The 13,274-nt window shown below is 32.0% G+C and carries 9 protein-coding genes; all 9 read right to left on the reverse strand.

Going from position 1 to position 13,274, the window contains the following annotated elements; translation table 11 throughout:
* A partial coding sequence (locus ACIQ2I_RS00455; RefSeq protein WP_396180471.1) for a sensor histidine kinase occupies positions 1-1,377 on the reverse strand: 1,377 nt, incomplete at its 3' end.
* Between the two features lie 70 nt (positions 1,378-1,447).
* Positions 1,448-2,035 carry a dephospho-CoA kinase gene (coaE, locus tag ACIQ2I_RS00460; RefSeq protein WP_396180472.1) on the reverse strand — a complete coding sequence of 196 codons (588 nt, stop codon included), beginning with the start codon at positions 2,033-2,035 and terminating at the stop codon, positions 1,448-1,450.
* A 1-nt stretch (position 2,036) separates the two neighbouring features.
* Complete coding sequence (locus tag ACIQ2I_RS00465; protein ID WP_396180473.1) at positions 2,037-3,032, reverse strand: glycosyltransferase; 996 nt, start codon at positions 3,030-3,032, stop codon at positions 2,037-2,039.
* An 88-nt stretch (positions 3,033-3,120) separates the two neighbouring features.
* Positions 3,121-7,800, reverse strand: a complete 4,680-nt coding sequence (locus tag ACIQ2I_RS00470) for a GEVED domain-containing protein (protein ID WP_396180474.1) — start codon at positions 7,798-7,800, stop codon at positions 3,121-3,123.
* 154 nt (positions 7,801-7,954) lie between these two features.
* Positions 7,955-9,145: an enoyl-ACP reductase FabV gene (gene fabV / locus ACIQ2I_RS00475; protein WP_396180475.1), complete on the reverse strand. Its 1,191-nt coding sequence runs from the start codon at positions 9,143-9,145 to the stop codon at positions 7,955-7,957.
* A 54-nt stretch (positions 9,146-9,199) separates the two neighbouring features.
* Positions 9,200-10,852 (reverse strand): DNA repair protein RecN, encoded by a 1,653-nt coding sequence (locus ACIQ2I_RS00480; RefSeq protein ID WP_396180476.1) that lies wholly within the window; start codon positions 10,850-10,852, stop codon positions 9,200-9,202.
* 1 nt (position 10,853) lies between these two features.
* Positions 10,854-11,738 carry a DUF4835 family protein gene (locus ACIQ2I_RS00485; RefSeq protein WP_396180477.1) on the reverse strand — a complete coding sequence of 295 codons (885 nt, stop codon included), beginning with the start codon at positions 11,736-11,738 and terminating at the stop codon, positions 10,854-10,856.
* Positions 11,728-12,939, reverse strand: a complete 1,212-nt coding sequence (coaBC, locus tag ACIQ2I_RS00490) for a bifunctional phosphopantothenoylcysteine decarboxylase/phosphopantothenate--cysteine ligase CoaBC (protein WP_396180478.1) — start codon at positions 12,937-12,939, stop codon at positions 11,728-11,730. The genes ACIQ2I_RS00485 and coaBC overlap by 11 nt, the downstream gene beginning before the upstream one ends.
* Before the next feature lie 15 nt (positions 12,940-12,954).
* Entirely contained in the window at positions 12,955-13,269 is a 315-nt protein-coding gene (locus tag ACIQ2I_RS00495) for a DNA-directed RNA polymerase subunit omega (protein WP_396180479.1), read from the reverse strand.
* Positions 13,270-13,274: the final 5 nt, after the last annotated feature.

Here is a 13,274-nt window from a genome sequence, read left to right on the forward strand (position 1 = left end):
GTTATCTTCAATTTTAATAACAACATAATCTTTAATATTTTCTGTATAGACTTTAATAATTGGTTTTTCCGATGCATATTTCATTGCATTATCCAAAATATTAACCAAAACGTTTGTAAAATGGACATCATTTAAAAGAACTGTATTTCTAGTAGCATTAAAATGAGTATGCACTTCTCCTTCTCTATCTTCTAAAATTAAACTCACATGATCAATTGCATCTTCAATAAAATTGGTTATTTCTTGAGGTTCTTTATCAATATTTAATTCGTTTCTTTCTAATTTAGAAATTCTAAGTACATTTTCTACTTGGGCATGCATTCTTTTATTTTCATCCTTAATCATTTGAAGGTATTTATGCACCTTTTCTTTATCATCAATAATTTTAGGATTTTTTATTGCGTCTAAAGCTAAATTTATCGTTGCAATTGGTGTTTTAAATTCATGTGTCATGTTGTTTATGAAATCTGTTTTTATTTCAGATATCTGCTTTTGCATGATTAATTGTTTTAAAGCACTGGTATACGTTACTAAAATTATTACCACAAACAGCAAGGTTAAAATTGTCATAGGTAACATAGATGAGATTACAAAATTTGCTTTATTTGGAAATCTAAGTAATAATTTATATTCTGTTTTTCCGTCAGCGTCTAATAAAATAGGCACACTATAGGTCGTGCATTTATCATATCTAAACTCTTCTGATTTTATTTTTGTAGCTAAACCATTTTTATATACCGCAAACTCATAAGGTGTTTTTAATTCTGATTTATATAATTCAAAATTCAAAACATCATTTACTAATTTTGAAGAAATTCTTTTATGAATTTGTCTTTGAGATACAATATCTCTAAACAAAAGTTCAAATTGAACACGATCTAAAATCTCTAATCTTCCATTTTTTTGTATGGTAACATTAGGTTTTGTACCCATATTAGTTTCGCTACCTTCTAAAGAATTATCTTTATAAACTTGGGTTTTTCTTTTTGTTTGATATTCTCTAATTTTAATTGCTCCCGCATTTTTATCAAAGAACGAACCATCTATGCCAAAATCTTCAGGTATAATGGTATTTGAATAAATTAAAACTTCTTTTGTATTGGAATCTTTTTCATAATAAAAAAGTTGTTTTAATTGCTCTTGCATTGGTTCTCTTCCTGTACTGTCCTTAAATTTTTTATAAGACGTATAGAAATCAACCATTTCTTTATTATTAAGCTTTTCAGAAACATTATTTAAAACCACTAAAGCATGATGTCTAAATTGATCGTCATTTTTTTGAAACGAACTATTAATCCAGTACAATTGGACTAAAATAATTCCTATCAAAGAAATACTCATTAAAAAAACCAGTATAATAAATCTTGTTTTATTCATTACAACAAAGTTAAGGTGGAAATAACAACAAGCGAAATAATTAACCTATAATTAACAATTATGTTAAAATTTAAATATTATTTAATTTTTTTATTAAATTATCGATTATTTCATACGTTTTTTCTAAATTTTCATTTTCAATAACGTATGTTGCTAGACTAATTTTCTCTTCTTCAGGAAGTTGGTGATTAATAATCTTCAAAATGATTTCTTTGGAAGTTTTGTCCCTTTCTATAATGCGTTGGATTCGGGTTTCTAATGGTGCTGTAACAAGAATGGTGGCATCGCAATAATTTTGACCATTCGTTTCAAATAAAATGGCTACTTCTTTAATTACAAAAGGAGCTTCTTTAAATTCTTTAAGCCAATTTTGAAAGTCGATTTTAACTTTTGGATGAATAATTGAGTTGAGTTGAGTTAATTTATCTTCATCCTTAAACACCAATTCTCGAATATAGTTTCTGTTTAATTGACCGTTTTCTGAAATTACGTTTTCTGAAAAAAGTGTTTGAACCTGTTGTATAACTTCTTTAGTATTCATTATTTCTTTTGCAGCATCATCGGCAATATAAACAGGAACTCCCTTTGAAGCAAAGTACTTTGCCACAGTTGTTTTCCCTGTTCCTATTCCACCTGTAAGTCCAATTATTTTAGTCATTTTATCTTTTAAAAAATAGTTTTGGAAAGGCCATTTCAGGTTGTTGCTTTAATATATGAATTTTAATAAATGAAAGTAAAAAACCTTTTCCATAACCATAAAACTGAATTATCGTTGCTATCAAACTATAGAAAGCTATTTCAATTGATTTATTTTGTTTCAATGAAGCACGAAACAACATCATAAAATAAAAAACATATACGTACAAAAAGTAAGGAAAATTGAAAATGGCAACTAAAGCAGAAAACAAAAATCCTACTAAAAACAATGTTGGAAACCAAAATGTAATTTTAGCATATTCTGGATACCAAGAATTTAGTATTGGTCTTGCAATTCCGAATTTATTCACTTGCGTATAAAATTTATTCCAATCAATTCTGCGTTTGTGGTAAACAAAAGCTTTTGAAATTAATTTTGTTTTATAGCCTAATTTCCATAGTCGAATAGACAAATCAGGGTCTTCACCTGGATGGATATTTCCAAATCCATTAGAAGCCTCAAATGCCTTTTTGGACAAACCCATGTTAAAACTTCTGGGTTGAAATTTATCTAGTTTTTCACTTCCGCCTCTAATGCCTCCAGTAGTTAAAAAAGAAGTCATAGTGAAATTTATAGCCTTCTGTATGTTTGAAAAAGAATCCAATGCGGCATCTGGACCACCAAAACAATCTACAAATTCTGTATTTAAAGCTTCATCAACGGTTTGTAAGTAGTTAGATGGGATAATACAATCTGAATCTAAAATAATAAAATAATCACCTTTTGCTGCTTTCATACCAAAATTTCTTGAATCTCCCGGACCTGAATTAGATTTAAAATAATAGCTAATATTTAAAGCTACATATTTTTGAATAACATGCTCGCAAGTAATTGAAGAGCCATCTTCAATAATTACTATTTCATAATTAGCTGTATAGGTTTGTTTCGATAAACTTTCTAATAGCTCATCCATTTCATCAGGTCTATTAAAAATAGGTATAATTAAAGAAAATAGCATGGTCTTATTTTATGAAAACAAAGATATATATAAAAACAAAAAAGTCCCGATAAATCGGGACTTTTAAGTAAAAAATTATTTAAAATAATTATTCTTTAATCACTTTTATTGAATGTACTGTATCATCAACAGTTACATTAACAATGTAAACTCCTGCATTTAATGCAGACATATCAACTTGTACATCATTTGTATTTGCTTTTGCATTTACAACTTCTTGACCTAATAAGTTAATTACTTTTACATTACTAATAGCTGTTTTGTATGATAAATTCAATACATCTTTTACGGGATTTGGATACGCTACAAAGTTTGAAGTATCAAAACTTACAGCACTTAATGATGCATCATATGCAGAAACTTGAAATGTTCCAAAAGCATTATTTTCATATTCCCAAAATCTAACATATAATACCTCACCTGGTGTTCTATTTGTTAATGAAATCTTTGAAAATGAATCTAATGAATCATCATCATCACATTCAACTAATACCAAAGTACTACATGGACCTGAATAAACAGCCATACCTGAATCAGAAATAGGTGAGCCTGAAACAGATGCAGAATCGAATGTAATATTACCAGATGCTGGTACGATTACAGAATACCATACGTCACCACCTAAATAAGAAGCACATCCTGGAGCAGGAGCACCAGCGGAAGCTGTTGATCCAATATTAGTTCCAACTAATGGATTTGTAGCAAATGTACCACCTGGAGTTAAAACTGTTGCGGTAGCACAATCATCATTCACTGGTGGAGTTGCCACTGTAGTGAAAGTAACTGTATTCCAAGTACTATATGTTCCTATACTACAAACAGAACGAACATGAAAATAATAAGTTGTTAAAGGAGTTAAGGCCGAAGCCGCATAAGTAATACCGGTAATTGCTGTACCAGATCCTGTTGGGTCTGTTGGAACAGTATTTAAAACATACTCATATCCTAAAGCGGCACTTGGAACTGCAGGCCAGTTGATATTTGCAACCATATCTGCAACACCAGAAGCTACAGGAGCAGGTGGCGCACATGCTGGAGGTGCAATAACCGTAATTGTATAATCTTCAAACTCACCTCGTGAAACTGCTGCGCATGGATCATCCGGATTTGAAGCATTCCAATCGGTTGTAATTCTCATTTTATAATTACCTAAAGCTGTTCCAGCAGGAATCGAAATTGTACCAGAAAATGGACCATTACTATAAGAAGTTGTATTATATACTTTTTCTGTGGCATCGTCTAATAACATATCATTGTTCCAATCAATCCAAATTGCAAAACCAGCAGTTCCGCCCACAATAGCAGCATTAAAGTTAAAGGAGCTAGTAGCAAAGCCTTCTACAAATTGAGTACTTGCATTTAAATAACCACCAGTTGTGAAACCTGTAGCTAAATTTGAAATATTTTGAGTACCTCCAGTAGTAGAGAAATTGTCAACATAAGTAGTATTAGCAGTACTTGACGGCATACAATATCCAGTAAAAAATGATAATGTACTCCAGGTACCAAATGCTCCTGCTGCACAAGCTGCTCTAACATGCAAATAATGAAGAGTTTGTGGTGTTAAGCCAGTTGCAACATAAAAGGTAGCTGTGGTAGCCGTACCTGAAGTTGGTGGCGTTGCAGAAGTTGTTATGGCATATTCATAACCTGTTGCACCATTAGAAGATAAATTATCCCAAAATGTATTAGCAGCTGTAAAAGTAACACCTGTAACTATTAAACCTGTTTGATCTGGACAAGTTGGTATAGCTTCCCAAACCACATCATCAATTAGTAAACCACTTGATGGTGCTCCTGTGTGTCTGAATGCTGGATAATCCGAATACGTTCCAACAGGAGGAGCAAATGTCATATTTTCATAGGTTAATGTAGCAGCTGTCATTGTAGTAAATGCTACAAATGTAGTTGCATCCATTGGATTGGTTAAGTAACCGAATTCTACAATCCCGCCAATTGACCAGCTAGAGCTAGCTCTTATTTTTAATTTCAATCTATGCGTTCCATCACCTAAATTAGATACAGGTTGCATTTTAACTACTGCCATACTTGTTGTACTGTATGAAACCATATATAATGTATTTGGCGAAGAACTAGGGTTACTTGTTTCTGTGTATGCATAACCAGTTGTACCTACCTGACCCCAACAATTAGGAAAATCTGGAGTGGTAACTGCATCAAAATTCTGAACAAAGCTTGTAACTGAAGTACAAGATGTTGTAAAACTAATAGAGGTAGACCAAGGACTTAAATCACTTGATCCACAAGCTGCTCTTACAAAAATATAATAAGGTGTATTTGGCAATAAACCCGTTAAAACTGCATACGTATTTGTTGTTGCAGTTCCTGCTGCTGTTGGAGTTGTATTTGTTGTAGAAACAAAATACTCATAGCCAACTGAAGGTAAAGGAGAAGTTGCATCCCAAGAAATTGAAGCTCCTGTTGAAGTAACTGAAGATGATACTAAACCTAAGGGTTCAATACAAGACGGCGTTAATCGAATTTGGAAATTATCTATAAAAAATTCAAAATCAGAAGTTCCATTAGTCGTTCCTTCTACTACTCTATATGCAAATCTAACCGTTTGACCAGAGTAAGCATCTAAATCGATAATGTTTACGGAACCAGTATTAGACGGAACATTAGTATCATTATATGTGAAAAGCGGAGTCCAGGCTGTAGTGCCTGTTGAACTTACTAATACTTCTACTGAATCATCTGATTCCCAGTCTGTAACTGCGGTTGTAACGTCATAATTTGCAGCCGCGGCATCAAATTTTAATTCATATCCAGTTGCTGGTATGGTGAATAGAGGAGAAATTATCCAGTCATTTGCATTTGATGGTGACCAGGATGAGTAATATATATTATAAGCAAAAGATCCTGTGAAACCTACATTTGCAAATCCATCTTCATAGAAATCATTTGAACCAAACGTGGTTGGTCCTGCAGTTAAATCACCACCTTTTCCTTTAGACCAACATACATTTGGTAAAAAAGTATCAAATGGTTCGATACTAGGAAAAGTGGTTATAGGCGCACAAGCTGTAGTAAAACTAATTGAAGCACTCCAAGGACTGAAATCACTTGATCCACAAACTGATCTTACAAAAATATAATAAGGTGTATTTGATAATAAACCTGTTAAAACTGCATACGGATTAGTTGTTGCAGTACCTGCTGCTGTAGGTGTTGAATTTGTTGTAGAAACAAAATACTCATAGCCAACTGAAGGTACAGGAGAAGTTGCATCCCAAGAAACTGAAGCACCATTCCAAGTAACAGAAGCCGAAACTAAACCTAGGGGTTCAACACAAGAAGGTGTTAATCTAATTTGAAAATTATCAATTGAAAAATCAATATCAGCAAATCCATCGGTAGCTCCTTCAACAGCTCTAAATGCAAATCGAACATTTTGTCCTGCATAAGCATCTAAATCTATAATATTTGGAGTAGCTACAATCCCTGGCTGATTTGAATCATTATACGTGAAAAGCGGAGTCCAGGCTGTTGTACCTGTTGAACTTACTAGTACTTCTATAAAATCATCTGCTTCCCATGGTGTTGTTGGCGCAGTAGTTGCTGCATACTGAACCGCTGCTGCATCAAATTTTAATTCATAACCAGTTGCTGGAATTGAAATTGCTGGAGAAATTACCCAATCATTAGAACCTAGATAATCAATATTATTTCTAATTGCTCCTGAAGTACCATTATTGGCCAATCCATCTGCAACCCATAAAGATCCAGTTGTTAGTGTAGGACCTGTAGTTAAATCTCCTCCAGACATATTTGTCCAACAATTTGGCAAAAATGTTGTAAATGGCTCTGATAATGGAGCAGTAAAGGCTGTTGGACCTACAGCAACTGTAGAAGATGCAGCCATATTAGTTGAACAAGTAACTTCACAATAATAATTAGCAGTTGAAGTAACTGACGGAATAACATATGTAGCAGAATTTGCTCCTGAAATCGCAACCGAATTCATATACCATTGATAAGTTACACCTGAACCAGAAGTAGCATTTTGCAAACTTAGAGTAGCACTACTTCCGTTGCAAATAGTCGAAGGAAAAATAACATTACCTGGAGCAGGAGTTCCAGAACATGGAGTATTAGTATAAGTCAACTGTGTATTATAAATTCTTGTTTGACTAGAAGCCAAATTACCAGTAATTGAAGCAGAATCTGAAGTTCCAACTGCCTGAATTGCTGTAGATGTTGTATACAACCAAACGAAAGGACCAGTAGTTGGACTACCCGAACCCGAATTAATTGACCAATTTATAGCTGTTTCTATGGATCCACCATTATAATTAAATGGTGTAGAAAAAGTAAATTCAACCCAACCGGCTGCAGCTGGAAAATCAGCAGCACCAATAGCGGCGTTTGAATAGCAATTTGTAGAACCTGTAGTCCAAGTATTAAAATTACTTGAAGTTGAAAGCGCAGTAGCAACTGAATTCTTTAAAAAAATATTCATAGTAGCGGTTCTTCCTGTCGACAAATTATTACTATTATTTTTATAAAATGCAATTTTAGTAATGGTAGAACCTGAAGTTACACCTGCCGCAGCTAAATCAGCTGCAGTAAGTAACTGAATACTCTGTGAAAAATTAAAGCTACTAGAAGCACTTGAACGATAAATGGGATTACCATTATCAAATGCACCAGAAGCAGTAGTCCCTGCACCAATCGTGACGGTTGTTTGAGCAGTTATATGCCAACAGGTAAAAAGGGCAAATAACCAGAAAGTAATTTTTTTCATTTTATATAAATTTATGTTAGATTCGTAAATAAACAAAAAAAAAAACATATTGTTAAACAAAACATAAATTATTCGATGAAACGATTTAAAAAACCGATAAAAAACAAAAAAATCCCGAAGAATCGAGATTTTTTAACATTAATTTGATGTTTTGTTATTTGATACTAGGTACAAAAACCATTTCTGAGGTATCTTCTTGGTAATTTACGCCTTCAAAACCAAATCCGAATAGACTATCAAAATCTTTTTTATATCCTGCTAAATCACCAATTTCTGATAAATTTTCAGTAGTTGCTACTTTCCATAAGATAGCTACTTGTTCTTGAACATCCTCTCGCATTTCCCAATCATCAATTCTAATTCTTCCTTTTTCATCTGTTGGAATGGCGTTACCACTATATAATCGATCTGCATATAAACGCTGCATTTGTTCGATACATCCTTCATGAATACCTGCTGCTTTCATGGTTTTATACAATAATGAAATATATAATGGGATTACTGGAATAGCCGAACTAGCTTGCGTTACCAATGCTTTATTTACAGAAACATAAGCTTTACAGTTTACGCTTTCTAAATGTTTTGTAATTTCAAAAGCAGTAGCTTCTAAATGATCTTTTGCACGTCCGATTGTTCCTTTTCTATAAACTGCTTCGGTAACTTCTGGTCCGATATAAGAATACGCTAATGTCATTGCGTCATTTGCTAAAACGCCTGCATCGTTTAAGACATTCATCCACATTGACCAATCTTCACCGCCCATAACCACTACTGTATTGTCAATATCGTCTTGATTTGCAGGTTCGATAGAAACTTCCGAAACATTTCCAGTATGAAAATCAACGGTTTTGTTTGAAAATTTTCCTCCAATTGGCTTCAATGTTGAACGGTGTAAAACTCCTGAAACAGGATGCATACGAACTGGTGAAGCCAAACTATAAATAACCAAATCTACTTGACCTAAATCTTTTTTAATAATATCAATGGTTTGTTGCTTGATTTCATTTGAAAAAGCATCTCCATTTACACTTTTTGCGTATAGTCCTGCTTTTTCTGCTTCCTTCTCAAAAGCTGCAGAATTATAATATCCTGGAGTAGCTGTTTTTCCTTCGCTTGGTTCTTTTTCAAAAAACACACCAATAGTTGCTGCATTGCAACCGAATGCACTTGTAATTCTTGACGCTAAACCAAAACCAGTAGAAGCACCAATTACTAAAACTTTTTTTGCACCCTCAATTTTTCCTTTTGATTTTACATATTCAATTTGATTTTTTACATTTTTTGCACAACCATCTGGGTGAGCTGTTAAACATATAAATCCTCGCATTCTTGGTTCGATAATCATAATTTTATATTTTATTGTTGTTGCATTTATAAACTTGATACAAAAGTATACATTTTAATTTAATAATGTTTTAGCGTGAGATACTGCCGACTCGGTAATTTGTTTCCCTGACAACATTTCTGCAATTTCTATTATTCGTTCTTCTGAATTTAATTTTACAATTTTTGAAATGGTATTGTCAGCAATAGTCACTTTTGAAACCTTATACTGGGCATCGCCTTTTGAAGCAATTTGAGGCAAATGAGTAATCGCAAAAACTTGACGGTTTTTACTCATTTTTTTCATGATTTCACCCATTTTTAATGCAATTTCTCCTGAAACTCCAGTATCAATTTCATCAAATAAAATAGTAGGTAATTCAGAAAAATCTGCTAAAACAGCTTTGATAGCTAACATAATTCTGGACATTTCTCCTCCTGATGCTACTTTTTTAAACGAACCTAAGCTGGTTCCTTTATTAGCTGAAAATAAAAGTTCTAATTCATCTGTTCCATTAGAAAGAAATGAATTTGAAGAATTTAATTCCATTTTAAATTGCGAATCTGGCATGCCTAATTCAAACAAAATAGAAGAAATTTTAGAAACAAAAACAGGAATAGCTTCACTCCTATTTTGCGAAATTTTATTAGAAATGGTAGTCAGCTCAATTGTTTTTTGACTTAAATACTCCTTTAAATGAATTATTTTTTCTTCTAAATTATCTACTAAAAGTACTTTTTTTGCTAGTTGATTTTGAATTTCCAGTAAATCATGAATAGAAGTTACCTGATGTTTCTTTTGTAAATCGTATATAGTTTGTAACCTGTTCGATATAAATTCTAATCGTTCTGGATTATAGGTGTTTTTTTCGGCTAAATGAAATGTAGTATCAGTAATATCTTCTAATTCAATTAAAGCAGATTGTAATCTTTCGAAAACTTCTGAATACTTAGTAGAAAAACCAGCAATTTTTTGCAACGCATTTTTACATTCTTTAATGGAAGTAATAAATCCAAATTGGTCTTCATTGGCACTAGAAACTAATTTACTTAGCGATTCTGTAATTAATTCAGAATTATTTAAACTCATTAATTCGCCCTCTAATTCTGTTTGCTCCTCCACCAGCAAACCAACTTGCTCTAATTCATTTAATAAGTGTAAATTATATTCTTGTGCGGAGAAAAGCACCTTTTTATCTGCAATAACTTGTTCTAATTCTTTAGATTTTAGTTTAAAATCGGATAATAAAATTACATATTCTTTCAAATTATCAGCATTAGAACCCATCGCATCTAAAATAGAAATCTGGTAATTCTGTTCTTCTAATTCACGTGTTTGGTGCTGCGAATGAATGTCAATCAGATTTTCTGCTAAAAGTTGTAATTCCGATAAATTAACTGGAGTATCATTTATAAAAGCACGAGATTTTCCAGAAGGTAGAATTTCACGCCTAATTATTGTTCTGTTTTCGTAATCTAAATCGTTTGCTTCAAAAAGAGGTTTCAAATTGTATTTTGAGATTTCGAAACTGGCTTCAACTATACATTTTTTTTCATTATCTTTAAGTGAGGATAAATCAGCACGATTGCCCATAATTAAGCCCAATGCTCCTAATAGTATAGATTTTCCAGCACCTGTTTCTCCTGTTATAGTAGCAAACTGATTAGAAAAAGCAATATTAAGTTGCTCAATTAAAGCATAATTTTGTACAGATAAAGATAAAAGCATATTACCTTATTTTATTCCATTTAGAAGAATTTAACGGAGAAATAGTAGCTAAATTTTCTCTAATTTTAACAGTATCTATAACTGGTCCGCCGTTAAAGATAGCTACAATTTCATCTGTTTTAGTATCAAAAAAAGTTCTTGCTAAAAGTGAATTAGGCCTCACTTTATGTAGCTTATTTAATGTCTCTAATGCATTGGCAATCTCTAACTTTCCTTGTTTTAAATCGTCTGCCATTTTATCCAATCCATTGATGTGATATTGATAAAACGCTTCTCTATAGGCATCAAATGTATTTGACATTAAATCTGAAATCAAATTAAATCTTGTCATTTTTTTACCCGTTTGTACCCAACCTGAAAATCCACTTGATTGTGCCACATTAGTAATATTTAATGCAGTTTCTAAAGAATCTGTTCCGCCTTTATCAGAAAAAGTATCTGCGTCTGAAGCGATAATAATATTGGCATAAAACGACAAAACCGAAACTAAATTTGAAGTAAATGCATTTTGATCATATATTAAATTTTCAAATTCAATGTATTTAAAACTTACATCTTTATCATTAATATTTAAAATTGGCGATGTAAATGTGCTATTATAAACTGGACGTGAGGAATTAACTTGCAAAGTCACTTCAAAATTATTGCTTTCAAATTTATTGACAATGAAGAAAAAAGCACAATTTATTTTTTCATTTTGTTTAACAACTTTTTCAGAGAATTTAGTGTTATTTAAAAAATCGAAAACCTGTTTTTCTAAGTTCTTAAAAATTTGAGTATTTACATTCGTTACCTGATCTGTATTTATAGATACAATGGCTTTTAATTCTTGTGAATTTGCACAAAAAGCACCTAAAAAAAGTAGTATTAAAAATTTAATTCGCATATTTTTTTACAATTAGGTTAACAATATCTTCGGCAACTAATTCTTTTGATTTTAATGGAATATCAAATATATTAAATTCTTTATCAATAAATGTAACTTTATTAGTTGGTTTTCCAAAACCAGCTCCTTCATCGTTCAGAGAATTTAAGACGATAACATCTAAATTCTTTTTTTTAATTTTACTTTTAGCATTTTCAATCTCATTTTCTGTTTCTAAAGCAAATCCAATTAAAAATTGGTTCTTTTTAATTTGACTTAAAGATAATAAAATATCTTGATTCTTTTCTAATTCTATAGTTAACTTAGTTTCCTCTTTTTTTATTTTCTGTTGTGCTACATTTTTTGGTTTATAATCTGCAACGGCGGCGGCGGCAATAAATACATCGGTATTTTCAAAATAGTGATGACAAGTAGCAAACATGTCATCGGCAGTAGTAACTCTTATAATAGTTACCAAACTGTGTTGTAATAGCAAGTGCGTAGGTCCAGAAACCAAAATAACTTCTGCGCCTAAATTGGCGGCTACTTGAGCAATTTCGTAACCCATTTTTCCAGTAGAATGATTGCCTATAAATCGAACTGGATCTATAGCTTCGTATGTAGGACCTGCGGTTACTAATATTTTTTTACCTTTTAGTGGTAATTTGCTTTCAATATCTTTTTCAATAAATTGAAGTATGTTTTCGGGTTCAGCCATTCTACCTTCACCACTTAATCCACTAGCTAATTCGCCGCTTTCAGCTGGAATTATTGTGTTTCCAAAACTTTTTAATGTTTCAAAATTCATTTTTGTTGTAGGATGAATATACATATCTAAATCCATTGCTGGAGCAAAGTATACTGGGCATTTAGCAGATAAATAAGTAGCCAAAAGTAAGTTGTCGCAAGTGCCTGAAGCCATTTTAGAAAGTGTATTCGCTGTAGCTGGAGCAATAAGCACAAAATCAGCCCAAAGTGCTAATTCTACGTGATTATTCCAAGTAGCATTTTCATCTTCTTTATTGTAAAAAGTAGAAAATACGGGATTTTTTGATAGCGTTGATAAAGTTAAGGGTGTAACAAAATCAACAGAAGCAGGTGTCATGACAACTTGTACATGTGCACCTGCTTTTATAAGTAGTCTAACTAATGAGGCTGTTTTATAAGCTGCAATTCCGCCAGAAATACCTAGCAAAACATTTTTACCTTTTAAAACAGACATTAATTAAAGTTTAAATTATTTAGTATCTCTATAATAAATTTTATCTTCTAGCCATTCTTGAACAGCTAAAGCATGTGGTTTAGGCAATTTTTCGTAATACTTAGAAACTTCAATTTGTTCTTTATTCTCGAAAACTTCTTCTAAACTATCATTATAAGTAGCAAATTCGTCTAACTTATCTAATAATTCTTTTTTAATTTCAGAATTAATTTGATTGGCTCTTCTAGCTATTATAGTAATTGCTTCATACACATTTCCAGTTGGTTCTTCAATGACACTTTTGTTATAAGTTACTGTGTTTACTGGCGCATTTGTTTTCTTTAAATCCATAATAA

The organism is Flavobacterium sp. (genome assembly GCF_044368995.1).
Taxonomy (GTDB): Bacteria; Bacteroidota; Bacteroidia; order Flavobacteriales; family Flavobacteriaceae; genus Flavobacterium.

Excerpts from the sequence above, each read along its gene's own strand:
- coaE (WP_396180472.1), bottom strand. The coding sequence starts at position 2,035 with ATGACTAAAATAATTGGACTTACAGGTGGAATAGGAACAGGGAAAACA.
- ACIQ2I_RS00465 (WP_396180473.1), bottom strand. The coding sequence starts at position 3,032 with ATGCTATTTTCTTTAATTATACCTATTTTTAATAGACCTGATGAAATG.
- ACIQ2I_RS00470 (WP_396180474.1), bottom strand. The coding sequence starts at position 7,800 with ATGAAAAAAATTACTTTCTGGTTATTTGCCCTTTTTACCTGTTGGCAT.
- fabV (WP_396180475.1), bottom strand. The coding sequence starts at position 9,145 with ATGATTATCGAACCAAGAATGCGAGGATTTATATGTTTAACAGCTCAC.
- ACIQ2I_RS00480 (WP_396180476.1), bottom strand. The coding sequence starts at position 10,852 with ATGCTTTTATCTTTATCTGTACAAAATTATGCTTTAATTGAGCAACTT.
- ACIQ2I_RS00485 (WP_396180477.1), bottom strand. The coding sequence starts at position 11,738 with ATGCGAATTAAATTTTTAATACTACTTTTTTTAGGTGCTTTTTGTGCA.
- coaBC (WP_396180478.1), bottom strand. The coding sequence starts at position 12,939 with ATGTCTGTTTTAAAAGGTAAAAATGTTTTGCTAGGTATTTCTGGCGGA.
- ACIQ2I_RS00495 (WP_396180479.1), bottom strand. The coding sequence starts at position 13,269 with ATGGATTTAAAGAAAACAAATGCGCCAGTAAACACAGTAACTTATAAC.